Source organism: Nannocystis pusilla (assembly GCF_020073745.1).
GTDB classification, from domain to species: Bacteria; Myxococcota_A; Polyangia; order Nannocystales; family Nannocystaceae; genus Nannocystis; species Nannocystis radixulma.
Genome location: NZ_JAIRAU010000006.1, coordinates 41,202 through 65,883, shown reverse-complemented (window position 1 = coordinate 65,883; position 24,682 = coordinate 41,202). Strand labels below are relative to the sequence as shown.

The window sequence follows — 24,682 nt, the reverse complement described above, 5'->3', positions numbered from 1 at the left end:
CCTCGCTCATGCGGCCCCCTGCGCGCGGGCGGCGTGGCGGACCAGGGCCGCTTGATACACCGCGTCGACGCGGTCGCGCTCGGCCAGCAGCTCGGCGAGCGGCGGGATGTTCTCGTCGCGCTCGAGCAGCACCGGCAGAGGACCTGTCCTTTCGACCACCCAGGCGAGCAGCTCGTCGACCTCGCGGCGGACCGGCGCGCCGTGGGTGTCGATGATCAGGTCGCGGCGCTCGTCGTCCCAGAACTCGTGGCCGGCGATGTGCAGCTGGACCACGCGGTCGAGGGGGATCTGCGTCAGCCACTCCAGCGGGTCGAAGCCGTGGTTGGTCGCGTTGACGAACACGTTGTTGACGTCGAGCAGGAGCCCGCAGTCGGCCCGCTCGAGCACCTCGACCACGAACGCGGCCTCGTCGAGCGGCGCGCAGCCGAGCGGCAGGTAGTAGCTGATGTTCTCGACCAGCATCGGCCGCTCCAGCCGCTGCGACACCTCGCGCACGCGGGCGGCCACGCGCTTGGCCGACGCGGTCGTCCACGGCAGCGGCAGCAGGTCGTGCAGCATCTTGCCGTCGTGGCCGGAGAAGCACAGGTGGTCGGAGTGCCACGGCGCCGGCACGCGCTCGAAGAAGCCGCGCAGCCCCGCCATGAATTCGGCGTCGAGCGGGTCGAGCCCGCCGAGCGACAGCGACAGCCCGTGCGACAGGATCGGGAAGCGCTCGGCGATCCGCGCCAGCCGAGCCGGTCGCGCCCCGCCGCGAGCCACGTAGTTGTCGGGCGAGATCTCCCAGAACGGCACGCGGCCGTCGGCCGCGCCGCGGTCGACCTCCGCCAGGAAGGCGCCGCGCAGGCCGAGGCCGACCCCGGTCGGGACCCCGCTCGCGCGCGCCGTGATGCCTGCTCGAAACGACATGTCCGAAGAGTCAGATAAAAAGCGCCCGGCCCGGCCCCGGCGCTCAGGCATCCTGGCCTGCCGCCGAGTTCCGGGCCGGTCGGGAGCGGCGGCGGCTCAATCGGCGGCCGGCGGGGTCTCGCCCTCGGCGGCAGCCTCGCCCTCGGCGGCGGCCTCGCCCTCCGCGGGCTTGGCGCCGCAGCTGCCGTCGCCCTTCGCGCCGCAGCTGCCGTCGCCCTTCGCGCCGCAGCTGCCGTCGGCCTTCTTCTCGCCCTCGGCGGCCGGCACCTCGGTGCCCTCCGCGTTCTTCTTGCAGCCGGTGACGGCGAACGAGGCGGAGCCGAGGATGGCGAGGGTCGCGGCGATGTGCTTGACGTTCATGGTGGTCGTTCCTTCTTGCTTGGTGGGTCTGGGCACCCGCGAGTCGCGGTGCGGCGGGTTCGCTCAGCGACCGGAGGGTCTGGCGAAGATGGCCCGCCGGACATCGGCTGCGGGGGCGGATTGGCGGATCTTCACCACCCCCTCTATCACATCGAGGCCGAGCTTCCTATAGAGCGGCTCCAGCTCGGGGAACTCGGCGCGCGACAACCATGACCGCGCCAGATCGGTGAACACCGGGGTGCCGGCCCAGGCGTCGAGCTCGCGCAGGGTGGACTCGGCGCTCCACACTCGCGGCGTCGCGGCGCAGCAGCGCAGCAGGTGGCGCATGGCGGCGTCGAGCGATCTCTCGCGGTCGCGCGAGCGGAGGCCGACGTCGGCGAGCAGGGCGAGCGCGGCGCCGGACCAGTACACGCGCTGATAGCTGTGCGTGTCGTGCATCTCCCGGCTCTCGACCGCGAGCGGCTGGCCGGTGCCGTCCTCGCGGCCGCGGCCGAACCCGTCGAGCAGCGCTTGCCAGCCCGCCGCCTCGCTGCGAAAGCCGCGGCGGGTCGGCAAGATCTCCGTGTAGTAGGTGACGAAGCCCTCCGACAACCACGCATCGGACTGGCGCACGAACGGCATGCCGTGGTGGAGGAACTCGTGGATCGCCACCCACTCGCCGGGGAACGTGTGGTCGGCCGCCTCGCTCGACACGAGCAGCTGCACCGCCGGTCCGCCGCCGCGCAGCGCCATGCCGAAGTACACCGGCCCGCCGCCGCCCGGGAACGGCAGCACCACCACCTGCATGCGCTCGGTCGGGAAGCGCCCGTACAGCGCCGCCACCGTCTCGGCCGCGTTCGTCAGCCAGTTCGTCACGCCCGCCGCGCTGAGCTTGCGCGGCTGGTCGACGATCGCCACCGAGAACGTCGCCCCCGCGGCCTCGACCGTCTGCGTCGTGAGCGCCCCGAACACCGCCTGCGACGCCCACATCAACGACGTCACCGGCAGTCGGTACTGATCCTCGCCGGTCGCCGGCCACGGCACCGACGCCTTCAACCCCGGCGCGAGCGCCAGCTCGAGCGCCACGTCGGCCTCGTAGTAGAGCTTCGCCGGGCGCCACAGCACCAGGCGCGGGTCGATCGACACGACCTCGCCGACGCGCGCGTGCAGGCGCGAACCCGAGCCCTCGAGCAGCGCGTCGACGGCCACCGAGTAGCGCACGCACGCCCCGGCACGCAGCGGTCCGAGCACGATCGCCGCCGCCTCGACGTCGAGGTGCGCCGAGCCGCCCTCGGCCTCGACCTCGCGCACCGCCGCGACCGCCGCCGCGTCGTCCTCGTCGATCGTCAGGCGCCGCGGCGCGCCGTCGGGGAAGCACACCGCGACGCGCAGGTGGTCGAGCCCCGCCGGCACCTCGACCCGGTAGCGCCAGCGCAGCGCCCCGTCCTGCCCGCGCGCACCGGCGTGCGCGCAGCCGCCGAGCGCGACGAGGCTCGCCAGGGCGGCGCGAGCTCGCCATCGCCGTCGACGCCCGAACACCCGCCCATGGTAGCCTGAGCGCCCATGCGGGTCACATCCCCCGTCGCCCTCAAGGAGTGGGCCGTCCTGTGCGCGCGCCTCGGCGCCGGCGAGCAGAGCGTGCTCGTGCGCAAGGGCGGGATCCGCGAGCCGCGCCTCCGTGCCGGCGAGGCGCCGGCCTTCGTCCCGCAGCATCGCGGCTTCTGGCTGTTGCCGACCTTCTTCCACGCGCGCGAGCCCGGGCGCGACCGCGACCTCGCCCCGGCCGCGCGCGCCCTCCTGCCGCAGGTGCTGGCCGACGCGCCCCCGCCGGATCGCCTGCGCCTGCAGCTGTGGGCCGAGCTCGACCTCGCCGTCGAGGTCCGCGACCTCGCCCGCCTCGACGTGCTCGGCGAAGCGCACGGCCTCGCCGCCGCCTGCGTCGCCGACCGCTTCGCCTACCGTAGACCTGGCCTTTGGGTCCTGCTCCTGCGGACCTATCGCTCGAGACAGGCGATCGAGCTGCCCGACCTCGCCGAGTACGCCGGCTGTCACTCGTGGGTCGACCTCGCGGCGGCCGTCGCGGGCGACGTCGAGCCGGTGCTGTCCGACCGCGAGCACGACGACCGGCGGGCCGCGCTGCGCTCCGCGCTGGAGGGTTGATGAGCGATCTGACCACGACATGGCGCGGCCGGGCCGCGGCGATCCTGATCGTCCTCACGGTCATCAACTTCCTCAACTACATCGACCAGATGTTGCTGAGCAGCGTGCTCGAGCAGATCAAGCTCGAGTTCACGCTGAGCGACACCGAGGGCGGCCTGCTCGGCAGCCTGTTCGTCATCACGTACACGATCGCCGCGCCGCTCGGGTACCTCGGCGACCGCTTCAAGCGCAAGAACATCATCGCCGGCGGCGTCGCGCTGTGGAGCGTCGCCACCCTGGCCGCCGCGTTCGCACGCAGCTACGAGGAGCTGCTGGTGTGCCGCGCGCTGCTCGGCATCGGCGAGGCGGCCTACGCCACCACCGCCCCGTCGATCATCGCCGACCTCTACGGCCCCGACGAGCGCAGCCGCAAGCTCGCGCTGTTCTACGTCGCCACCCCGGTCGGCTCGGCGCTGGGCTTCATCCTCGGAGGACTCATCGGCGAGCACTTCGGCTGGCGCGCCGTCTTTTTGGTCGGCGGTCTGCCGGGGCTGCTGTTCGCGGCGCTGGCGGCGAGGATCCACGAGCCCGAGCGCGGCCGGCTCGACCCCGCGAGCGCGCGTCCGGCGGGCACCTTCTTCACCGCGCTGGGGCGGATCGTCCGCACCCCCGCCTGGCGGATCAACACCGTCGGCCTGGCGATGATGACCTTCACCGTCGGCGGCCTGTCGTTGTGGATGCCGACCTACCTCGAGCGCGTGCACGGCATGAGCACCGCCAGCGCCGGCCCGGTGTTCGGCGCCGTCACCGTGCTCGCCGGTCTGTGCGGCACCCTCCTCGGCGGCAGCCTCGGCGACCGTCTGCAGGCGCGTTCGGCCGGAGGTTATTTTTGGTTGAGCGGCGCGGGGCTGGTGCTGAGCGCGCCGCTCATCGTCCTGCTCACCCGCATGGACGACCTCGTCGCGCTGTTCGTGGTCGCCTTCTTCGCCGAGCTGCTGCTGTTCCTCAACACCGGCCCGCTGAACGCCGCGCTGGTCGGGTGCGTGCCGGCGTGGCTGCGGGGCACCGCGTTCGCGGTCAACATCTTCTGCATTCACGCGTTCGGCGACGCGTTGTCGCGCACCTTGATCGGCTACGTCAGCGACCGGGCCAAGGCCGCCTACCTGGCCGGTCAGGTGCCGACCGAGTCCGCGGTGCGGGCGGCGGAGTCCGCGGGCCTCAACCTCGCGATCGCCACCACCGCGATCCCGGTGTTGCTCGGGGGATTGGTCCTCCTGTGGGGTGCGCGCCGGATCGCCCGCGCGCCCGACGGCCTCATGACGCATCCTGGTTGACCGCTTCCGCACCGGTGGGCGCGCGTCCCTGTGGACGTGCACCCGCCGGCTCCCGTATCGTGTCGGCACTTCTGCGCGCCCGTCGCTGGGCGCCTTCGCTTAGGAGCTCCTTCCGATGATCACCCGCAACGCCGCGGCTCTGCTGTTCTCCTGCATCGCGCTGGCCGGCTGCACCTTCGACGGCACCGGCTTCGGCGAGCAGCCCGAGGCCACCCAGGCGAACACCAGCACGACCGGCGAGACGACGAGCACGACCACGCAGGACCTCACCAGCGAGCCGACCACGACCGGCCCCGCCGACACGTGCGGCGACTATCAGAAGGACCCCGACGAGGACTGCGACCAGGGCCCGAGCGGCAACGGCGTGTGCACGCCGGCGTGCAAGTTCAACACCTGCGGCGACGGCTACGTCGGCGCCGGCGAGTCGTGCGAGGGCGACGCCGAGGGCTGCGTCAACTGCAAGCTGGCCTCGTGCGGCAACGGCAACCTCGACCCGGGCGAGGACTGCGACGACGGCAACCCCGACGAGACCGACGCCTGCCTCACCACCTGCAAGAACGCCGGCTGCGGCGACGGCTTCGTCCAGGCCGGGGTCGAGGCGTGCGACGACGGCAACAACCTCGACACCGACGCCTGCGTCGCCGGCTGCGTCATGGCCGGGTGCGGCGACGGCCACGTGTGGCAGGACGTCGAGCACTGCGACGACGGCAACCAGAACGACAACGACGACTGCCCCAACAGCTGCGGCCCGCCCGGCTGCGGCGACGGCACCTTGTCGCCCGGCGAGGAGTGCGACGACGGCAACCAGACCAACGACGACGGCTGCAGCAACGCCTGCAAGAACCCGGCGTGCGGCGACGCCATCGTCCAGATGGGCGAGGAGTGCGACAACGGCCAGACCCAGAACGCCGACAACGCCGCCTGCACCACCGAGTGCAAGAACAACACCTGCGGCGACGGCAAAGTCTACATGGGCATGGAGCAGTGCGACGACGGCAACGACGTCGACGACGACGAGTGCACCAACGCCTGCGGCTCGCCCGCCTGCGGCGACATGATCGTCAACGGCGCCGACGAGTGCGACGACGGCAACAAGGACGAGACCGACGGCTGCCTCAACGACTGCAAGCAGAACGTCTGCGGCGACGGCAAGCTGCACATGGGCGTCGAGCAGTGCGACGACGGCAACACCGACCCGTTCGACGCCTGCCGCGAGACCTGCCAGAACAACTTCTGCGGCGACGGCTACCTCAACCCCGAGGCCGAGGCCTGCGACCACGGCCCGCTCAACGACAACGACGCCAACAAGGGCACGTGCAAGGACAACTGCACGCGCAGCGGCTTCCTCGTGTTCGTCACCTCGAAGCTGTACCAGACCGGCAACGACAGCTTCGACTCGGTCGAGGACGCCGACGCCCGCTGCGCCGAGCTGGCCGCGGCCGACACCGGCGCGCTCAAGATCAAGGGCGGCACCTGGAAGGCCTGGCTCGGCGACGGCGCCTACAACCCCAGCGTCGAGCTGTTCGACAGCGAGAACCTCCCCTACTACACCCTTCACAACGGCTCGACCGACAAGATCGCCAACAGCCTGGAGGACCTGATCGACGGCGACATCATCACCGGCATCGACATCACCGACACGAACCAGGAGCTCATGGGCATGAACTGCGACGGCCAGATCGTGGTCTGGACCGGGATCAACGCCGACAACTCGTTCGCCAACGACTGCATGGACTGGTCGAGCGACCAGGTGAGCAGCAACGCCCGCGCCGGCAGCGCCAAGCGCGACGACGGCGGCTGGACCGACGCCTGCGACGTCACCTGCGACAAGTCGGCCCGCTTCTACTGCTTCGAGCAGCCGACGCCCTGATGTCCCTCGGAACATGTCCCTGATGCCACCTCGAAGTCGGCGCGCCCCCACGCGCCGGCTCGCCGCCCTGGCCATCGTCTGCGCCGCCTGCTTCGCCGACCTCGGCCCGTCGGACGCCGGCACGGGTTCGCCGACCGCGGTCCCCGAGCCGACGACGACCACCGGCGACGGCACCGGCCTGACGACCGAGGTCGGGCCGGTGTGCGGCGACGACGTGGTGCAGCCGGGCGAGCAGTGTGACGCCGGCCCGCTCAACGGCGACTGGGCGGCGTGCAAGAGCGACTGCACCCTCGCCAGCTGCGGCGACGGCCTGCGCGGCCCGACCGAGGAGTGCGACGGCGGCGACGACTGCCTCGCCGACTGCACCCTCGCGCGCTGCGGCGACGGCCTCGTCAACCGCGACGACGAGGAGTGCGACGACGGCAACCTCGACGACACCGACGCCTGCGCCCACACCTGCCGCCCGGTCGGCTGCGGCGACGGCGTGGTGCAGGACGGCGAGGCCTGCGACCACGGCCCGCTCAACGCCGACACCGCCGCCTGCACCCTCGCCTGCGCCGCCGCCGTCTGCGGCGACGGCCTCGTCGGCCCCGGCGAGGCCTGCGAGCCGTCGATCGCCGAGCCGCCCTGCGCCGACGACTGCTCGCTCCTCAGCTGCGCCGCCAACACCGAGCCCGACCCCGGCGAGGAGTGCCAGGTCGCCGACGCCGGCTGCACCGGCCTCTGCACCCTCGCCGAGTGCGGCGACGGCTGGCTCGCCGAGGGCGAGGCCTGCGACGACGGCAACCTCGTCGGCGGCGACGGCTGCGCCTGGAACTGCCGGCTCGAGGACTGCGGCGACGGCCTGCAGGTCCCCGGCGAGGCCTGCGACGACGGCAACGACGTCGCCGGCGACGGCTGCTCGCCGACCTGCGAGCGCGACGCCTACTTCGTGTTCGTCACCGCCGAGACCACCTCCGGCGCGCTCGGCAACCTCGCCGCCGCCGACAATTTCTGCCAGGACTCGGCGCTCGCCGCCGAGCTCCCCGGCACCTACCGCGCCTGGCTCAGCTTCCCCGGCGACCCGCCCGCGGCGCGCCTCACCCGGGCCAGCGTCCCCTACGTGCTCCCCGGCTCGCTCGAGATCGTCGCCGCCGACTGGCTCGCCCTCGTCAGCGGCAGCCTCGCCCACGCCATCGACCGCACCGCCGCCGGCGCCAAGCTCATGCCCGGCTTCGTCTGCAGCGACCCCGCCAACCTCGCCTGGACCCACACCCGCGCCACCGGCAGCCCGTTCGCGGGCGACCCCTGCAGCGGCTGGCTGGCCGGCAGCGGCACCGCCGTCGCCGGCCTCGTGCACGCCACCAACCTCGGATGGACCGAGGGTTGCGCGGACGTGGACTGCGCCCAGAAGCTGCGCCTCTACTGCATCGAACAGTGAACGGCGATCGTCGCCGACGTCCGTGCGGCCCCGGCCGAGCCCCGGTCAGTTGGAGAGCCAGCCCCAGACGCGGCGCCGCGCGGCCACCAGCACGTCGAGCGCTCGCCCGAGCCGCGGCTCCTCGCCGGCGAACCCGCACGCGCGCCGCACCGCGGGCTCGAGCAACGCCAGCACCACCTCGCGCACCGCCCCACGCAGCGGCGCCGGCACCACGCGCGAGATCGCCGCCAGCGCCCCCTCCGCCGTGATCTGGTTGCACGCCGCGAAGTGGCGATGCCTCGCCTCGTACTCCGCCTGGAACCGCTGCATCGCCGCGAACGAGCCCGGATGTCCCGGATCCCCATGCGGACGCCCACCTCGCGCCAGAACACGTACGCCGCCGCGCGCTCGACCGGGCGGAGCGGGCGCTTGCCGTAGCGGGCGATCACCCGCTCCGGCTCGGTCACGAAGGCCGTCAGCACGTAGACGAAGTCCTCGTTGGCGATCGCGTGCCGGGCGTGTACCGCGTTGAGTCGGGCCAGCGCGGCCGCCCCGGCGCCGCTGTCGTAACCCTGCACCACCAGCACGCTCAGCAGGTCGATCGTGCGATCGAGGCGCTGCTGCGGCCGGCGCTCCCACGCCCGCGTCTGCGCCAACAGCCCCGAGATCCGCGGCACCGCGAACACCCGGAACAGCGCCAGCGCGGCGCCCAGCCGGATCTCCAGCGCGAAGTCGCCGCGGAACAGGCGACCCATGATCGCCAGGTGATCGCGCTCGGCATCGAGGCATGGCGAGGCCGTCGGTCGCGCCGGGGAACCATCATTCATCACCATGATCACGCGATCCGATGAGCGTCGCGCCTCGAACTCCGGATCACCACAAATTATGAGAAGCCCCCTCGCGTGCGGCCTTCCCCGAGCGCCGGCGCCTGGACAGCCGCTGTCTCATTTCCGGCCAGCCCATGATTCGACCCCCGACGATCATGGCACATGCACATTGAGACCTCTTCACGATTCATCATAGTCCGCTCGCGGCGAATGACCTCATGCGCCGGTTCGCGCCGCTCGCAGTTTCGCCCGGGCTGCGATCGACGAGGGCATGAGGGTCCGCGCACCCGTCCTCGCGCATTCACGCGCAGGTCGGGCGCAGCGGGCTTTCGGTTACCATCGCCGCGGAGGATCTCGGCCATGTCCAGCTCACGCGCGACGATGCTCGCAATGTCTCTGCTCGCGAGCGCCTGCGGCGGCGACGACGGCGGCAACTCGACGGGCGGCAGCACCTCGAGCGCGACCGACCCGACGCAGACCACCGGCCCCGGGGCCACCGCGTCGACCGACGTCCCCGACCCGACCTCCACCGCCACCACGACCTCCACCGCCACCTCGTCGCCGACCACGACCTCTCCCACCACTTCGCACCCGTCCTCGACCACCGCGGTCGACCCGACCGGCACCACCGACGACAGCACCGGCGGGACCACCGGCGAGCCCGCGCGCGACTACTCCAACGATCGCCGCAAGTTCTTCGGCGACGCCCGCTGCGACGGCGCCGACGTCCTGCTGTGCGACTCCTTCGAGGGCGGCGCGATCGACCTCGGCAAATGGCAGGTCACCGGCACCGTCACCATCGATTCGCAGCACGCCGCGCGCGGCGCCAGCGCGGCCCATATCCACACCGAGGGCAACGGCTTCTCCTATCTCCGCGAGGTCGTCACCTTCCTCGCCCCCGACAACACCTATTACGGCCGCATGTTCGTGTGGATCGACGCCGTCCCGATCGCCCCCGACTGGGCCCACTGGACCCTCGTCGGCGCCGTCGGCTCCGGCGAGCCCGGCGAGATCCGCGTCGGCGGGCAATACAACCCGTTCGCCGGCAAGAACCTGTTCGGCGTCGGCACCGACGGCGGCCCGACCGGCGACTGGACCAACCTCGACGACGACCCGCCGGGCCAGGCCAAGGCCGTCGTCGTCCAGGACTGGGTGTGCCTCGAATGGCTGCACGACGGCCAGAACGACGAGACAAAATTCTGGTGGGACGCCGACGAGCACCCCTCGCTCGCCACCACCGCCAAGGACCACGGCGGCAACCAGGGCGCCGATTACATCATGCCGCAATTCGAATCGATGTGGGTCGGCTGGTGGCTCTACCAGGGCGGCCCCAACCCCGACCACTACGACATCTGGATCGACGAGGTCGCCGTCGACAGCGCCCGGATCGGCTGCATCCTCTGATCGCGCCGCGCCGCTTCGACCGAACACGATCGGCGAATTGTGAGTGACGATTCACGCGTCCCCGCGGCGGCGTGCAGGCGTCTGCGATCGACCCTGCGCGGCGATCGGGCGCCGCGTACGCGGGTTCACGGCGGCACCGCGCGCGCCGGCCGCCGTCCGAGACGTGAATCGGTGGGCGTCCGAGGAATGACACGTGGGCACATCCCGACCGTGGCCGTACATCGCCCCGAATCAGCCGACGTCCGACCTCCTCGGTCGCGCGGACGCGCGCGGCCCGACAATGACGGCAGCTCTCGGCCTCGCAACAATCGGACGACCCGGCTTCCGAGTCGCGCCGATGGACCGCCCTCGGGTCGGCCCTCAGCGGCTCCGCCCCTGAAACAACTCTTGCGGCGGCACGCCGATCCGGTACCCTCGCGCAATGTCTAGCATCCCTTCTCGTGGGGGCGTCAAAACGCTCCTGGTGGCGATGACCTTTTCCGTCGCGTGCGGCGACCCTGCGATGCAGGGGACCATCGGCGACTCGGAGACTGCCGGCCTGACCCCCGGCACCATCACCGACACCGCCGCCACCACCGACGAGGACCCGACCGCCGGCTCGGCCAGCGAGGGCACCGAGAGCACCGAGGGCACCGCCAGCGGCTCCGAATCGTCGCCGACCACCACCTCGCCGACCACCACGAGCACGGACCCCAGCGCCACCGACACCTCGGACACGACCGACACCACGTCGCCGGTGACCGCGACCACGGGCGAGACCACCGAGACCACCGACGGCGAGACCACGACCACGACGGGCGACGCCACCGACACGACCACCACCGACGGCGAGACGACCGACGACACCACGACGACCACCACCGGCGAGCCACCGCTCGAGTGCGGCAACCTGATCGTCACCTATCGCGACTTCAAGCCGAAGCACACCGACTTCGGCTGTCACATGAGCGGCAACATGGCGCGCCCGGGCCTCGTGACGCAGACGCTCGGCGGCGACGACAAGCCGGTCTACAACCCCGCCCCGCCCCCGCCCCCGCCGGGCTACACCGGCACCAACCCGCAGATCACCAGCGCCGACTCGTTCAGCGACTGGTACAACTCCAAGGCCGACATCAACTTCGAGATCGTCGGTGAGCTCGAGCTCAACGAGATTCAGCCGGGCATCTGGAGCTTCCAGAGCAACTCGTTCTACCCGCTCACCGACATGGGCTTCGGCAACAACGTCACGCCGAACTGGGGCAACCAGACCTACCCCGACCGCAACGGCTCGTTCACCACCGAGCTCCACACCACCTTCGTCTACGAGGCCGGCCAGACCTTCAGCTTCAGCGGCGACGACGACGTGTGGGTGTTCATCGACGGCAAGCTGGCGATGGACCTCGGCGGCCTCCATGAACCGGTCCAGGGCTCCATCAACCTCGACACCCTCGGCCTCACCCCGTTCCAGAGCTACAGCCTCGACGTGTTCCACGCCGAGCGCTGCGACAGCGGCAGCAACTTCCGCATCGACACCTCGATCAGCTGCTTCATCCCGATGTGATCGTCCGCTCGGCGGCAATGTTCGCACCGGCGAATCGACCGCGGCCGCTCACGCACGAGCGGCCGCAGGTCCGACCTCGACCTGAAGCGCCGCCGCGGGGACGAGCGGCCGCCCAGCCGACGGCCACCGCCACGTAGCTCCGCGAGTTCACGCTCATGCGCGCGGGCCGGCCATCCACGTCCGGCGCTTGTCCCCGCGCAGCGATCCGGTACGCTCGAGCGATGTTCAGCATACCTTCATGGGCAAGCGCTCCGTCGCTCGTGGCGGCGATGACCCTCACCGTCGCGTGCGGCGACAACGGCGCGGTTCAGGGCACCGACTCGGACTCCGGCGCCAACACCGGCACCACCGACAGCACCAGCAACCCGACCGACAGCGGCACCGCCACGGACAGCTCGACCACCGAGGGCACCGACAGCGGCACCGCCAGCGACTCGACGCCCACCACCACGGATTCCACCGTCACCGACACGAGCGCGACGGACACCTCGGACACCACCACCGACAGCACCACGCTCCCGGTCACCTCGTCCACCGGCGACGAGACCACCACGACCACCACCGGCGACGAGACCACCACGACCACCGATACGTCGACGAGCGATACCACCACCGGCGACACCACGATCGACGATTCGACCACCACCACGACCACTGGCGAGCCGCCGCTCGAATGCGGCACCCTGCAGGTCACCTACCGCGACCTCAAGCCGAATCACAACGACTTCGGCTGTCACATGTGGGGCAACATGGCGCGCCCCGGCCTGGTCCAGAGCACGCTCGGCGGCGACGGCAAGCCGGTCTTCAATCCCCAGCCCCCGCCGGCCCCGGGTTACCAGGGGTCGAACCCGCAGATCACCAGCGCCGCCTCGTTCTCCGACTGGTACAACACCAAGGCCGACGTCAGCATGGAGATCGCGGGCGAGCTGGTCCTGACGGAGATCCAGCCGGGGATCTGGAGCTTCGAGAGCGACGAGTTCTTCCCGCTGACCGATCAGGGCTTCGGCAACAACGTCACGCCCAACTGGGCGGGCGAGACCTACCCCGACCGCAACGGCTCGTTCACCACCGAGATCCACACCAACTTCGTCTACGAGGCCGGCCAGACCTTCAGCTTCAGCGGCGACGACGACGTGTGGGTCTTCATCGACGGCAAGCTGGCGATGGACCTCGGCGGCCTCCACCCGCCGGTCCAGGGCACCATCAACCTCGACACCCTCGGCCTCACCCCCAACCAGACCTACACCCTCGACGCCTTCCACGCCGAGCGCTGCGAGGCCGGCAGCAACTTCCGCATCGACACCTCGATCAGCTGCTTCGTGCCGATGTGAACATTCGCCGCGCCCGGCGAATGTGCACACCCACGGATCCACCGCGGCGCCCGCCACGGCCGCTCACGCCTTGAAGGTCATGAGCGGCCGCATGCGGGCGACCACGTCGCACAGCCCCGCCTCGACCTGGCAGGCGATCACGGGGCCGATCGGCTTGTAGGCCGCGGGCGCCTCCTCGATCCGCCGCTCCTCGCGGAGCGTGATGCAGTCGACCCCCGCGAGCCCGAGGTCCTCGGTGTCGCGCCCGCGCCGGCCCATCTCGAAGCGCGAGGTGGCCCGCCCGGCCCCGTGCGAGGCCGAGCCGAGCAATTGCGGCGACCCGCGCCCGACCAGCAGGTACGAGGCCGCGCCCATCGAGCCCGGGATGATCACCGGCTGCTCGGCCCCCGCCGGGCACGCGCCCTTGCGGGTGATCCACCGCTTCGCCGGCCCGTCGACCGGCAGCGTGATGTTGTGCGGCAGGTCGTACACCAGCGGCGCCGCGACCTCGCCGAACAATTCACGCAGGCGCTGGCGCAGCAGCTCGGCCAGCAGCAGGCGGTTGAGGAACCCGTAGTTCGCCGCCGTCGCCTCCGCCTGCATGTAGCCGGCGACGGCCTCCGGCTGGTCCGCCAGCGACAGCGAGAACAGCCCCTCCGGCGGGAACTTCTGGCCTTTCGGCCACATGCTGCGGGCCCGGTCGCGCCACAGCGCGCCGACGTGCTTGCCGACCCCGCGCGAGCCCGAGTGGATCATGATCGCCACTTGCCCCGCGCGGACGTCCCACTGCCGGGCCCGCGCGCGGTCGACGACCGCCTCGACGACCTGGATCTCGACGAAATGGTTGCCGCCGCCGATCGTCGCCAGCCCGCCGTCGCGCACCACCCCCTCCGCGGGCGCCAGGTCTTCCGGCGCCCAGCGCGGGTCGCCGTCGAGCGCGCCGCCGAGGTGCACCCGATCGATCTCCCGCTCGAGTTGATCGAGGTCCGCGCGAGCCAGCTGCCCGAGCGGGCGCCGCCGCACCGCCTCGAGCCAGCCGAGCAGCCCCTCGCGGAACAGCCCCTGCATCGCCTCGGCCGTCATCGGCAGGTCGCGCGTCGAGAAGAAGTAGTCGCCCTTGAGCCGTTCGACCAGGACATCGCGGTGCGCCAGCAATTGCTCGGCCGGGAGGTCGACCACGTGCAGGCGCATGCCGCAGTTGATGTCGGTGCCGACGGCCGCGGGGACGACGATCCCCTCGGTCTCGACGATCGAGCCGATCGCCACGCCCGCGTCGCCCGGGTGGAAGTCGGGCGACGCGCGCACCGTCGCCATCCCGCCGCCGGCCGGGTGCCGGAGCGCGGCGAGGCCCGCGAGCTGGCGCAGCGCCTTGGCCTCGACCGGGAAGTCGTCGGGCAACAGCACCTCGCCCGCCGGCGCGTCGGGCACGTCCTTGAGCCGCACACGGTAGACGCGACCGTCGCGCTCGACATGGAGGCCCTCGCGCGCGAGCGCGGCGAAGACCCGTTGCAAGTTCTTTGGCTGCATGACACTGGGCTCCTGCGCACGCGTCGGCCCGCGCGTGCGCGCTGCGTCGCGCCGTTCGAGGCGCGCGCCACGTGCCTGTGCGACATGACCTTCGGGCCGTGTCCCTTCGCACAGGTCCTATCCACCCTGGCGCAGCGGACAGCCGCGCACCAGGGCCCAGAGATTTCCGCTCAGCAGCCGCGGAAGGCCAGGAAGTTACGGGCAGCGCCCGGCGAAGTCAAGCACCGACCCACACCCGGCGCGGACCCGAGCCCCGCGCGGCCGCGCCCGCCGGCCAGGCACGCGACCTGTCCCTTCGCACACATCGCCTCGCGTTCCCCCACGGTCCGCCGAACAGGTGATGGTCATTCGACGGGAAGTCGGCAGACGAATCCCGCGCCCAGACCGCGGCGAGCGCCGTCGCGGGGGAATGACACGCCGTGAATGACGAGAGATGGCGGTTCCTCGCCCCGAGCGCATCGGGGCAGAGCACGTCGACCGCCTACCGCAACACCTGTCCCGTCGTACACGTCATCATCAGCTCCGGCGCCGCCGGCTCGCGCCGCCACCACCCGACCTCGCCCGGCCGCGTGAACGTGTAGCGCCAGTACTGCACCCGCACCCGCGACGGCCGCGGCAGCAGCGGCGTCGCGAAGAAGTACTGCGCCCGTTCCGGGTCCTCGCACAGCAGCCGCAGCAGCCGACGCACGTAGCCGGGCGGGGCCCGGCGGGCGCTCAGCCCGTGGAACCACAGCATGAAGTCGAGCCGCGGCTGGTGCGGGGCGACCAGCGGCGGCGCGCGGTCCGGCGGACCTGGCTTGTCATGCATGTCGTACGCGCGCCACGCCCCGTCCGCGTACGCCGCGAACGCCGGCTCGACCCGCACCCGGGTGATCTGCGCGAACAGGTGGTACGCGTTGAACACGTGCAACGGTCCTGTGCGCCGCTGCAGCGCCGTCGCCCACGGGCCCGCCCGGCCGCCGAGCTCGACCCGCGCCGTCACCAGCGACAGCACGAGATAGACCACCGCGAACCCGCCCAACAGCCCCGCGCGCAGCCGCGGCCACCGCGGCGCCGGCACCCCCTCGCGCGGCAGCAGCACCCACCCCCACGCCCGTCGCCCCGGCAGCCGCGCGTACAGGCGCAGCAGGTCCGCGTCGCGCAGCATGAACAGGTGCAGCGCCAGCGCCAGGTAGACGAAGAACCCGTAGTTCGCGGTCGCCAGGTTGATCAGCTGGAACCCCGTGAGCACCACGAGCGCGACCAGCCGCCCGCGGCGCCCGCAGAACAGCAGGACCGGCGCCACCAGCTCGAGCACCAGCGTCGCCCGGCTCTCGAGCGCGTGCCACCACCCCGGCAGGTGATGCGCGTACCAGGCCAGCGGCCCCGGCAGCGGCGCCGTCTCGTAATAATAATACATCGCGCTGCCGTCCCACCAGTCGCCGATCGGCGACCATCCTTTCGCCAGACCTGACTCGAAGTACAGCTTGAACGCCGCGAACAGCAGCAGCAGGTGGGCCGTCGGCGACGGCCGGTCGCGCGGCAGCAGCAGCGCCAGCGCCCCGCACTCGACCAGCAGGCTGTCCCACTGGAACTGTAAAAAAGGCGCGCCGACGCTGACGAAGCTCAAATAGAGCAGCGTGGCGATCGCCAGGCACGCGCGCGGCCACACGCCGACGAGCGCCAGCGCCCCCGCGACGATCCCGAGCGTCGCCGCCCCGCGCAGCGCCGCGTCGCCGGACCACCACCAGAACAGCGTCGGCGTGGCCCACCACCCGCCCGGCCGCGCCTGCGCGACCGCCTCGGCGGCCGGCGCCAGCCCGTCCGCGCCGAGCAGCGGTACCAATTGCACTCGCAGCGACGCGAACGCGATCACGAACACCAGCCCGAGCGCCGCGTGGAACAGCCGCGCCACCACCGGCCCCGAGTCGGGCGACACCGCCGCGAAGCGGGCGAGCGGCGCGGCGCGGTCCGTCATCCCGCCGACACTACGAGCCGGGCCCGTCGAGGGCAACGCCGCTTGACCCGGGCCGCGCCTCGGCGTCTCCTTGGCACCCATGACGCTTATCCGAACCTCCTTAGACCCCCTCCGCGCCTCTCTCTTCGCCGCCCTCGGCCTCCTCGTCGCCTGCGCCCCCGGCAAGACCGAGACCGAGACCGGCACCGTGACCGCCTCCGAGTCCGGCGCGAGCACCGACAACACCGCCACGGGCACCGCCGGCACCACCGGCCCGACGACGACCGACGGCGCCACCGACCCCGGCACCGGCAGCGAGAGCGGCGGTCAGACCACCGCGCCGACCACCACCACCGAGTCGCCGACCTCGACCACCGGCGTCGTCCCGCCGCCCGCCTGCGACGGGGCCGTCACCGACATCATGCAGGCCTTCGTCGACCCGGCGACGCCCTCGGGCTTCGTGCAGTGCGACGGCGGCATCATCCACCGCCCCGAGCCGCGCGAGTGCCTGTCCCCGGTCACGCCGAGCAGCTGCCCCGCCGACGCCTCGCCCGACGGCGAGTGCCTCGTCGACGCCGACTGCACCGACAAGCCGTTCGGCTCGTGCCAGCTCAATATGGTGTTCGGCGGCATCCTCGCGCCCGGCGACACCTGCGGCTGCGTGTACGGCTGCCAGACCGACGCCGACTGCGCCACCGGTGAGGTCTGCCGCTGCGCCGGCGAGGGCCTCGGCTTCTTCACCGAGTGCGTCCCCGCCGCGTGCATCACCGACGCCGACTGCCCCGGCGCGCTGTGCGGCTTCTCGCCCGACATCTGCGAGCCCGGCGTGTTCTCCTCGCACTGCACCACCCCGAACGACCTGTGCGCCGGCGACGGCGACTGCGACAGCCCGCCGTGCCGCTTCGACGGTGACATCCAGGCGTGGAGCTGCGCCAACGCGGCCTGCGGCCGGCCCTTCCTCGTCGAGGACGAGGCCGTCGTCGCGCCCGCGCGCGCCCGCGACGACTGGCGCGCCCTCGTCCGCGCCCCCGTCGCGCTCCCGCCGGTGCGCGCGCGCCTGGCCGCCTACTGGACGCAGATCGGTCTGTACGAGCACGCCTCGGTGGCCTCGTTCGCGCGCTTCATCCTCCAGCTCCTCGCCGTCGGCGCGCCGGCCGAGCTGGTCGACGGCGCCCAGCGGGCCCTCGCCGACGAGGTCGAGCACGCGCGGCTCTGCTTCGCGCTCGCCAGCCTGTACCAGGGGACAGGCGTCGGCCCCGGCCCGCTGCCCGCCGCCGGCGCGCTCGGCAGCATCGACCTCGACGCCGTGCTCGCCGCGGTGATCCGCGAGGCCTGCGTCGGCGAGACGCTGTCCGCGCTCGAGGCCCGCGAGGCGGCGCTCCGCGCCGTCGACCCGTCGCTGCGGCGCACGCTCGAGCGGATCGCCGGCGACGAGCAGCGCCACGCCGAGCTCGGCTGGCGCTTCGTGCAATGGGCCCTCGCGGACGCGAGCGCGGACCAGCGCGCCCGCGCCGAGGCCGTGTTCGCCGCCGCGATCGCCGACGCCGAGCTCACCCTCGCCGGGCTCACCCAACAGGCCGGCGAGCCCGACCTGCACGAGCACGGCGTCATCGACGCGCCCCTGCGCGCCGCGCTGTGGCGCGAGGGCCTGCGCGAGCTGGTCCGCCCGACGCTCGCGGCGCTGCAGCTGGCCGCCTGAGAAAGTGACAGCGGCGCCGGCCCGCACCGGCGCCGCTCCGCCGCCCTCCCCGCGCCCACGCTGTCGCACACGCGGCCGCGCTGTCACTTTCTCCGCCGCCGACATCGCCTCGTCGCCGGGGTTCCCGGGCAATCACGAGCTCCCGCCCGCGACAACGCGGCCTGACGCAGGTTCCCGGGCGGGTTCGTCGTGTGCGGCCCGCACAATTTTTCGCCGCCCGAGGAACCGCGGCCCCGGGCCTCTGTCTGTAGCCGCGTCGACGGTGCTGCGACGGCGAAGCAGGACGGGCGGCTGACAAGCCCCTCGCTGCCGCCGCGACGGACCCCCGCGCGGCTCGGCACGCCTGCTCGTCAGGAGCGAGCCGCAAGAACATGTCCCATCAATCAGCAATTCGCCCCGCGAATATGAAAGCCAGTGACGCCATGACGACCCGCGACCATCGAATCGAAGCCAGCAACGTCAACAACGAGTCCGAGGTGCAGGACGGCGGCCGGGTCGCCGAGGTCGTGGCGATGTACAACGACACCGTCCTCGACGTGCAGCACCTCGGCCAGAACCGCGACGGCCGGCGCAGCGCGCCGAAGTGGCTCGTGGCCGGCGGCGCGCTGGTCCTCGGCGGCCTGGCCCTGTTCGGCCACGACGCCGCCCAGGACTGGGACGGCCACGCCGCCGCCGTCAAGGCCGCGGCCGAGGTCAGCGCCCCCGCGCCCCGGGCCCCGGGCACCGGCCTCGGCGGCCTCGGCTTCGGCCTGGCGATGCTCGGCCTGATCCCCTTCGGCGTCGCCGCCATGCGCATGCAGGACCGCGCCCGCACCGCCTACACCCTCGGCGAGGGCCACGACGCCGCGTTCCACGTGTCCGTCCCCGGCCACCGCGAGCTGCCGATCGTCCACGGCGAGCGCGAGCACAGCCTGCAGTTCACCGCCGACATGGCCGGTGAGGTGCGGATCGGCGAGACCCACGTGACCCTCGAGGAGCTGATCCGCAACGGTCACGCCCGTCCGATCGAGGCCGGCGTCTACAGCTACCCGCTCGCCGCCGGCGCGAAGGCCCGGATCCGCTTCCAGGGCCTCACCTTCTTCATCCACTCGGTCGCCCCCGGCCGCGTGATCGCGCGCAAGAGCGAGATCGACAAGCCGTTCTGGTTCCACAACGGCATCTCGGCGGCCGCGATCGGCAGCCTCATCCTGCTCACGCAGATGATCCCGAACGAGGCCGGCGCGCTGGCCCTCCAGGAGGAGCTCGGGGACAGCCGCTTCGTCGGCTACCTCGCCCAGCCGAACCAGATGAAGGACGACGCGATCCCCACCGAGGAGGAGCAGACCGACGAGCCCGGCGGCGTGGCCGGCGAGCGCCACGTCGGCGACGAGGGCCAGGCCGGCAAGAAGGAGAGCAAGCAGGTCAGCGGCCGCTACGCCATGAAGGGCGAGGCCTCGGTGATGCCGAAGCTGGCCCGTAACTTCGACCCCGACATGGACGCGCGCAACACCGGCATCCTCGGCCTGATGAAGGCCGACGCGGGTCACGTCATGGCCTCGCCCTTCGGCGACACGTACGCCGTCGGCAACGACGACCAGGACGTGTGGGGTCAGCTCGTCGGCAACCACACCGCCGAGTCCTTCGGCGTCGGCGGGATCGGTCTCGTCGGCAACGGCCGCGGCGGCGGCGGCACCGGCGAGGGCACCGTCGGTCTGACCTCGGTCGGCCTCATCGGCCACAACCGCCCCGGCGACGGCGACGGCGGCCTCCTCCGCCGCTCCGCCGGCTTCGAGACCCGCAAGACCCGCACCCCGCAGGTCCTCGCCACCAAGGCCGAGGTCGTCGGCGGCCTCGACAAGGACCTCATCCGCCGCGTCGTGCGGGCTCACATCAACGAGGTGCGCTACTGCTACAACCAGGGCCTGGCCAAGGACGCCAACCTCAAGGGCCGCGTCGCCGTGCAGTTCACCATCGGCGGCACCGGCAAGGTCACCCAGGCCGTCGTCGGCGAGACCGACCTCAAGGACCGCGCCGTCGGGTCCTGCATCGCCCAGGCGGTCAAGCGCTGGTCGTTCCCCAAGCCGGCCTCGGGCGGCGCGGCCATCGTGACCTACCCGTTCATCCTCCAGCCCGGCTGACCTGAAAGATAGCCTCGCCCCACCGGGCGGAGCCCCGCGCTCCGCCCGGTTTCTTCTATTTTAAGAAATCACTCGCCGAGCGCCGCCCCGGGGTCGCGCCGCAATTTCAAAATTTTCTCGATGCGGTCGAACAGGTCGATGCGGTCGACGAGGTCGTGGAGGTAGTCGAGCTTGTCGGTCTCGATCACCACCGTCTCCGACAGGTCGTAGCGCGAGAACCACGCGTCGTAGAGCTCCTGCAGGCGCCGCAGGTACGTCGTCGGGATCGCCTGCTCCTCCGGCCGCCCGCGCAGCGCGATCCGCTTCTTCAGCGTCCGCATCGAACACTTCAAATAAATCATCAGGTCCGGCGGCGGCAGCTGCTGCACGATCGCCTCGTACAGCTCGCGGTAGGTCTGATAGTCGCGCTTCGTCATCTGTCGCCGGCGGTACAGGTTCTCGGCGAAGATCTCCGCGTCCTCGTAGATCGTGCGGTCGCCGATCACCGGCTGCGTCGCCCGGATGAGCTCCTGGTGGATCCGGAATTTCTTGGCGAGGAAGAACACCTGCGAGTGGAACGCCCACCGCGGCATGTCCGAGTAGAAGTCGACCAGGTACGGGTTCTGCTCGTTCGGCTCGAAGTGCGGCGTGAGCCGGAACTGACGCGCGAGGAACGTGACGAGCGTCGACTTGCCGACGCCGATGTTGCCGGCGACGGCGACGAACCTGCGGGGGCGGGCAGCGCTCACCCCAGCCGGGTACCGCGATCACGGGCGCGTGTCGATGCGCGAACCCGCGCGAATTCAATCGTAGTAGATGAACAGCGGCGCCGCGGTCGCATCGGCGTCGGCGGCGAGCCCTCGGAGCGCCGCGCAGACCCCTCGCGCGTGCTCGTCGAGCGCCGCCCCGTCCGCCAGCGCCAGCAACGCCGCCACCGCCTCGTACGTGATCGGCGTGCCGTCCGGCGGCGCCTCGGCGCCGAACCATCCCGTCCCCTCGAAGTAGTCGCGCATCAGCGCCGGCATCGCGTCACTCCTGGGCTCGCCGCGCCACAGCGCCGCGAACAACTCCTCGAGCGCCGGCCGGTCGACCCGGATCGCGCGGCGGACCCCGGCGCGGAGCAGCCAGATCAGCACGGTCCCGCTGCACGCGATCCCGCAGACATGGCACGGCGAGGTGAGGTCCGAGACCATCGCGAGATCTGCCGCCGCTCCTGTCCTGTTCGCGCTGGTCATGGTCCTCGCCACGACCTTACACCAGGGTCCGCGAGTGCTCACGGGGCCGAGCCCGGATGCCGGCGGCCGACACGCGGGCTCCGCGATCCGTCATGACGCGCCGGACCAGTTTGTTTTCTCGTATCATCCGCGCGCGCATGCCCGCTCCCGACGACCCAGCCGCGCGCCCGACCGGGCCCGAGCCACCTGGGTCATCGGCGTCGGAGCGGCCGGTGCGGCTCGTCCTCGCCGCCCTGGCGATCGTCGCCTTCCACCTGGCGTGGTTCGCCTACTTCGTCCCGCCGGACGCCTGGTACACCAGCACGCCGATCACCGGCGTCGACTTCGAGACCCACGTCGGCCAGACCTGGCGCTTCATCGAGGCCATGGACGGCTGGGGTCACAGCTGGATGTACGACCCGCGCCTGCTCGCCGGCTACTTGCACGGCGTCATCTTCGACGCCGACAACAAGGGCTGGGAGGTGTGGACCTGGCTCTTGAGCCATCTCGGCGTCCCGGCCGGCTTCGCCTTCAACCTGTTCGTCGCCCTGGCCCACCTCGGCGTCCTGCCGGTCGTCTACGCCTCGGCGCGCCTGTTCGACCTGTCGCGCCGCGGCGCGCTGTGGGCCGCCTTCCTGGCCTCGTGCCTGTGGTTCTTCGACTCGTTCTCGCACTGGTGCTGGTGGATCGGCATGGTCGCCTACGCGATCTGCGGCTACCTCTCGCTGCTGCCGCTGGCCCTGTTCTACCGCTGGCTGCGCGACCGCAAGCCGTGGCAGGGCCTCGCCGCCGGCCTCGCCCTCGGCGTCGCCCACCTCGTCCACCCCTACACCTTCATCGTCCTGGTCGCGCCGATGCTGGTGCTGTACCTGCGAGCGCTCCGCCGCCTCGACGCGCGCGGCCACTTCGCCGTCCTGGCGATGGCCGTCTTCACGCTGGTGCTCAACACCTGGTGGCTCTCGGTCGCGCTGCAGTTCTGGCACTACATCCTCGACTCCGGCTTCTTCGGCCAGTCGGGCCCGGAGTGGCTGCTCGCCGACTACCTCGGCCTCGTCCTCGACACCGCCACCTCGGGCCTCCTCGGCACGCGCACCGGCTTCCGCTTCCTCGTGCTGGGCGCCGCGCTGGTCGGTCTGTGGCGCTGGCGAAGGGCCCGCGACCCGCGGACCCTCCCGCTCGCCACGGCCATGCTCGTCATGGCGCTGCTCGCCTACGCGTCCGGATACATCTGGCTCTTCAGACAGATCCAGCCGTACCGCCACGTCCTCCCGCTCGCCTTCCTGGCCGTCATCCCCGCCGCGGCCGCGCTCGAGTCGACCCGGCTGCGCGAGGCGTGGCGCTCGCTCGCCGCGCCGGGGCGCCTCCTGGTGGTCGTCCTGGCCCTGCCGGCCCTGCAGGCGCTCGCGCGCGACATCCTCTACTTCACCCCGGCCCACCTGCCCGAGGTCGCCCCGCTGTACAGCGGCGAGAAGGTCCTGCTGGCCGCCAGCGGCTACCCGCCCCACCCCGACTACCGCCTGTTCCCGGCCCGGCCCGAGCACGGCGAGGTGACGAAGTGGGCCCGCGAGGTCGACGACGGGCAGAGCCGCTTCCTGGTCGAAGAGCCAGCCGTGGGCGAGCGGCTGCACTGGCAGACCGACGCCCAGATCATCGGCGGCTTCCGCTTCCGCAACCTCGAGCACAGCATGGCCAACCTCTACCGGCGCCACAAGTTCGGCGTCGCCGGCGACGACCAGCTGCGCACCTACTTCGAGACCTACGCGGTCCGCTGGGTCATCGTCACCAGCAACGCGACCTGGTGGAACCAGCGGCCCGACCTGCTCGTCCCGGCCGGCAAGGTGGGCCACCACCGGATCTTCCGCACCACGATCGAGCCGCACCTGATCCAGCAGGGCGGCGGGCAGGTGGTCGCAGCGCCCAACAAGCTCACCGTCACCGGCAGCGACCCGAACATCGACCTCGTGCTGCGCTTCCACTGGATGGAGTACCTGGTCTGTGAGCCAGGTTGTGAGGTCCGCCGCGAGCGCATCGACGACCTCGACCACGTCGGCTTCATCCGCGTGCCCGCCCCGCACCCCGCCGACCTCGAGCTCGTCAACCGCTACGGAGAGGCCGGCCGATGAGCGCGGCGCTGCGGATCCTCTTCAACGTCGCGCAGTACCGGCTGCAGCGGCTCGAGATGGCCAACATGGGCGGCGCGCTGATCATCATGCTCGCGCTGCGCCTGTCGCCGGCCGACGTCGCGGTGCGGCTCGGGTTCGCGTTCCTGCTCAACCTGCTCGTCTACCTCAACAACGACTACCTCGACCTGCCGACCGACCTGCGCTCGCCCGAGCGCGACGACGGCAACACCCGCTTCCTCCGCGACCACCGCGGCGCCGCGCTGGCGGCCCAGCTCGGGCTCGTCGCCGTGCTCGTCGCCGTCGCCGCGGCGTGGGACCTCGGCCTCGTGATCCCGCTGGTCGTCGGCGGCGGCGTGTGCTGGCTCTACTCGGCGCGGCTCAAGCACGTCGCCGGGGCCGACATCACCGCGATGATGGTGTGGGGCGCGGCGATGCTGACCGTCGCGTTCCCGCCGACGCACGCGCTCGGCTGGGCGCTCGCCGGCCTGCTCGCGCTCGACTCGGCGGTGTTCGAGACGATCCAGGTCATCCGCGACCACGACGCCGATCGTGACACCGGCGTGCGCACGACCGCCGTCGTCCTCGGTGTCCCGCGCACCCTCGCGCTCGCGCGCGCCCTCCTGGTCCTCGGCGCCGCCGCCGCGGCCGTCGCGATCCACCCGCTCGCCGCCGTCCCGCCGTTGATCGGAGTCACCCTGCCGCTCGGCCGCCCGGACCGCTACTGGAACCAGATCCGCGTGCTGCTCGGGGTCGCGTTCCTGTTCGCCGCCGGGTGGGTCTACGTCCACGAAGCCACCGGCGGATGGCTCGTGCGCTGCGTCGCGGACGGGTGTACGGCGTCACCTGGCCTTTCGGTCATGTCGCAATAGCAACGCGCGCACGCGGCCCGCAGGGCGAGCCATCGATCGGCTGTATCCATGTTCTACGGCTTGACACGTGTAAAATTTCCTGAACATTTTTCGTTGAACTGGACGCCCTTGTCCCGTATGCTGAACAGCGCTTCAGTCTAGCAAAGTCGT

Annotated in this window: 20 protein-coding genes; 12 read left to right on the top strand and 8 right to left on the bottom strand. The window is 71.9% G+C overall.

The annotated features are described in order from the left end of the window. Positions 1–6 precede the first annotated feature (6 nt). The 3 genes from K7C98_RS09650 to K7C98_RS09640 form a co-directional block, all read right to left on the bottom strand. Entirely contained in the window at positions 7–906 is a 900-nt protein-coding gene (locus K7C98_RS09650) for a DUF692 domain-containing protein (protein WP_224191301.1), read from the bottom strand. 96 nt (positions 907–1,002) lie between these two features. Continuing rightward, complete coding sequence (locus K7C98_RS09645) at positions 1,003–1,266, bottom strand: hypothetical protein (RefSeq protein WP_224191300.1); 264 nt, start codon at positions 1,264–1,266, stop codon at positions 1,003–1,005. A 63-nt stretch (positions 1,267–1,329) separates the two neighbouring features. After that, positions 1,330–2,784 (bottom strand): hypothetical protein, encoded by a 1,455-nt coding sequence (locus tag K7C98_RS09640; protein WP_224191299.1) that lies wholly within the window; start codon positions 2,782–2,784, stop codon positions 1,330–1,332. Positions 2,785–2,808: 24 nt separating this feature from the next. On the opposite strand from K7C98_RS09640, the gene K7C98_RS09635 reads away from it, so the two are divergent. The 4 genes from K7C98_RS09635 (at position 2,809) to K7C98_RS09620 (ending at position 8,008) form a co-directional block, all read left to right on the top strand. Next, positions 2,809–3,405: a DUF1802 family protein gene (locus K7C98_RS09635; RefSeq protein WP_224191298.1), complete on the top strand. Its 597-nt coding sequence runs from the start codon at positions 2,809–2,811 to the stop codon at positions 3,403–3,405. Beyond that, positions 3,405–4,718 (top strand): spinster family MFS transporter, encoded by a 1,314-nt coding sequence (locus K7C98_RS09630; protein WP_224191297.1) that lies wholly within the window; start codon positions 3,405–3,407, stop codon positions 4,716–4,718. Before K7C98_RS09635 ends, K7C98_RS09630 begins: the two co-directional genes overlap by 1 nt. A 115-nt stretch (positions 4,719–4,833) precedes the next feature. Further along, entirely contained in the window at positions 4,834–6,588 is a 1,755-nt protein-coding gene (locus K7C98_RS09625) for a DUF4215 domain-containing protein (RefSeq protein WP_224191296.1), read from the top strand. A 22-nt stretch (positions 6,589–6,610) separates the two neighbouring features. Continuing rightward, positions 6,611–8,008 carry a DUF4215 domain-containing protein gene (locus K7C98_RS09620; RefSeq protein WP_224191295.1) on the top strand — a complete coding sequence of 466 codons (1,398 nt, stop codon included), beginning with the start codon at positions 6,611–6,613 and terminating at the stop codon, positions 8,006–8,008. 45 nt (positions 8,009–8,053) lie between these two features. Here the strand turns inward: K7C98_RS09620 and K7C98_RS09615 are convergent, their stop codons facing one another. After that, a complete protein-coding gene (locus tag K7C98_RS09615) occupies positions 8,054–8,317 on the bottom strand; it encodes a hypothetical protein (RefSeq protein WP_224191303.1) in 264 nt (87 codons plus the stop codon). A gap of 188 nt (positions 8,318–8,505) precedes the next feature. Here K7C98_RS09615 and K7C98_RS43455 point away from each other — a divergent pair, with 188 nt between their 5' ends. The 4 genes from K7C98_RS43455 to K7C98_RS09595 all read left to right on the top strand — a co-directional run bounded on the left by K7C98_RS43455 (position 8,506) and on the right by K7C98_RS09595 (position 13,089). Beyond that, positions 8,506–8,838, top strand: coding sequence for a hypothetical protein (locus K7C98_RS43455; protein ID WP_263429380.1), 333 nt, complete (start codon positions 8,506–8,508; stop codon positions 8,836–8,838). 366 nt (positions 8,839–9,204) lie between these two features. Further along, a complete protein-coding gene (locus tag K7C98_RS09605) occupies positions 9,205–10,218 on the top strand; it encodes a hypothetical protein (protein ID WP_224191294.1) in 1,014 nt (337 codons plus the stop codon). A gap of 469 nt (positions 10,219–10,687) precedes the next feature. Then, positions 10,688–11,758 carry a fibro-slime domain-containing protein gene (locus K7C98_RS09600; RefSeq protein WP_224191293.1) on the top strand — a complete coding sequence of 357 codons (1,071 nt, stop codon included), beginning with the start codon at positions 10,688–10,690 and terminating at the stop codon, positions 11,756–11,758. A gap of 269 nt (positions 11,759–12,027) precedes the next feature. Then, a complete protein-coding gene (locus K7C98_RS09595) occupies positions 12,028–13,089 on the top strand; it encodes a fibro-slime domain-containing protein (protein ID WP_224191292.1) in 1,062 nt (353 codons plus the stop codon). A gap of 63 nt (positions 13,090–13,152) precedes the next feature. Here the strand turns inward: K7C98_RS09595 and K7C98_RS09590 are convergent, their stop codons facing one another. Continuing rightward, on the bottom strand, positions 13,153–14,595 hold the full coding sequence (locus K7C98_RS09590) for an RtcB family protein (RefSeq protein ID WP_224191291.1): 1,443 nt from the start codon (positions 14,593–14,595) through the stop codon (positions 13,153–13,155). A gap of 481 nt (positions 14,596–15,076) precedes the next feature. Then, the gene (locus K7C98_RS09585; RefSeq protein ID WP_224191290.1) at positions 15,077–16,552 is read right to left on the bottom strand and encodes a lipase maturation factor family protein; all 1,476 of its coding nucleotides are present in this window, start codon (positions 16,550–16,552) and stop codon (positions 15,077–15,079) included. A 79-nt stretch (positions 16,553–16,631) separates the two neighbouring features. Here K7C98_RS09585 and K7C98_RS09580 point away from each other — a divergent pair, with 79 nt between their 5' ends. After that, positions 16,632–18,230 carry a ferritin-like domain-containing protein gene (locus K7C98_RS09580; protein WP_224191289.1) on the top strand — a complete coding sequence of 533 codons (1,599 nt, stop codon included), beginning with the start codon at positions 16,632–16,634 and terminating at the stop codon, positions 18,228–18,230. A gap of 422 nt (positions 18,231–18,652) precedes the next feature. Beyond that, entirely contained in the window at positions 18,653–20,347 is a 1,695-nt protein-coding gene (locus K7C98_RS09575) for an AgmX/PglI C-terminal domain-containing protein (protein WP_224191288.1), read from the top strand. Positions 20,348–20,415: 68 nt separating this feature from the next. Here K7C98_RS09575 and K7C98_RS09570 read toward each other — a convergent pair whose 3' ends face one another. Both K7C98_RS09570 and K7C98_RS09565 read right to left on the bottom strand, forming a co-directional pair. Next, positions 20,416–21,075 carry a deoxynucleoside kinase gene (locus K7C98_RS09570; RefSeq protein ID WP_224191287.1) on the bottom strand — a complete coding sequence of 220 codons (660 nt, stop codon included), beginning with the start codon at positions 21,073–21,075 and terminating at the stop codon, positions 20,416–20,418. A gap of 54 nt (positions 21,076–21,129) precedes the next feature. After that, entirely contained in the window at positions 21,130–21,561 is a 432-nt protein-coding gene (locus K7C98_RS09565) for a hypothetical protein (protein ID WP_224191286.1), read from the bottom strand. A 137-nt stretch (positions 21,562–21,698) separates the two neighbouring features. Between K7C98_RS09565 and K7C98_RS09560 the strand changes: the two genes are divergently transcribed. Next, positions 21,699–23,663 carry an ArnT family glycosyltransferase gene (locus K7C98_RS09560; protein ID WP_224191285.1) on the top strand — a complete coding sequence of 655 codons (1,965 nt, stop codon included), beginning with the start codon at positions 21,699–21,701 and terminating at the stop codon, positions 23,661–23,663. Further along, complete coding sequence (locus K7C98_RS09555) at positions 23,660–24,532, top strand: UbiA family prenyltransferase (RefSeq protein ID WP_224191284.1); 873 nt, start codon at positions 23,660–23,662, stop codon at positions 24,530–24,532. The genes K7C98_RS09560 and K7C98_RS09555 overlap by 4 nt, the downstream gene beginning before the upstream one ends. Positions 24,533–24,682 lie beyond the last annotated feature (150 nt).

Bases quoted from the DNA above. Each gene is read 5' to 3' on its own strand.
- K7C98_RS09650 (WP_224191301.1), bottom strand. From the start codon at position 906: ATGTCGTTTCGAGCAGGCATCACGGCGCGCGCGAGCGGGGTCCCGACC.
- K7C98_RS09645 (WP_224191300.1), bottom strand. From the start codon at position 1,266: ATGAACGTCAAGCACATCGCCGCGACCCTCGCCATCCTCGGCTCCGCC.
- K7C98_RS09635 (WP_224191298.1), top strand. From the start codon at position 2,809: ATGCGGGTCACATCCCCCGTCGCCCTCAAGGAGTGGGCCGTCCTGTGC.
- K7C98_RS09630 (WP_224191297.1), top strand. From the start codon at position 3,405: ATGAGCGATCTGACCACGACATGGCGCGGCCGGGCCGCGGCGATCCTG.
- K7C98_RS09625 (WP_224191296.1), top strand. From the start codon at position 4,834: ATGATCACCCGCAACGCCGCGGCTCTGCTGTTCTCCTGCATCGCGCTG.
- K7C98_RS09620 (WP_224191295.1), top strand. From the start codon at position 6,611: ATGCCACCTCGAAGTCGGCGCGCCCCCACGCGCCGGCTCGCCGCCCTG.
- K7C98_RS09615 (WP_224191303.1), bottom strand. From the start codon at position 8,317: ATGCAGCGGTTCCAGGCGGAGTACGAGGCGAGGCATCGCCACTTCGCG.
- K7C98_RS09605 (WP_224191294.1), top strand. From the start codon at position 9,205: ATGTCTCTGCTCGCGAGCGCCTGCGGCGGCGACGACGGCGGCAACTCG.
- K7C98_RS09600 (WP_224191293.1), top strand. From the start codon at position 10,688: ATGACCTTTTCCGTCGCGTGCGGCGACCCTGCGATGCAGGGGACCATC.
- K7C98_RS09595 (WP_224191292.1), top strand. From the start codon at position 12,028: ATGACCCTCACCGTCGCGTGCGGCGACAACGGCGCGGTTCAGGGCACC.
- K7C98_RS09590 (WP_224191291.1), bottom strand. From the start codon at position 14,595: ATGCAGCCAAAGAACTTGCAACGGGTCTTCGCCGCGCTCGCGCGCGAG.
- K7C98_RS09585 (WP_224191290.1), bottom strand. From the start codon at position 16,552: ATGACGGACCGCGCCGCGCCGCTCGCCCGCTTCGCGGCGGTGTCGCCC.
- K7C98_RS09580 (WP_224191289.1), top strand. From the start codon at position 16,632: ATGACGCTTATCCGAACCTCCTTAGACCCCCTCCGCGCCTCTCTCTTC.
- K7C98_RS09575 (WP_224191288.1), top strand. From the start codon at position 18,653: ATGACGACCCGCGACCATCGAATCGAAGCCAGCAACGTCAACAACGAG.
- K7C98_RS09565 (WP_224191286.1), bottom strand. From the start codon at position 21,561: ATGACCAGCGCGAACAGGACAGGAGCGGCGGCAGATCTCGCGATGGTC.
- K7C98_RS09560 (WP_224191285.1), top strand. From the start codon at position 21,699: ATGCCCGCTCCCGACGACCCAGCCGCGCGCCCGACCGGGCCCGAGCCA.
- K7C98_RS09555 (WP_224191284.1), top strand. From the start codon at position 23,660: ATGAGCGCGGCGCTGCGGATCCTCTTCAACGTCGCGCAGTACCGGCTG.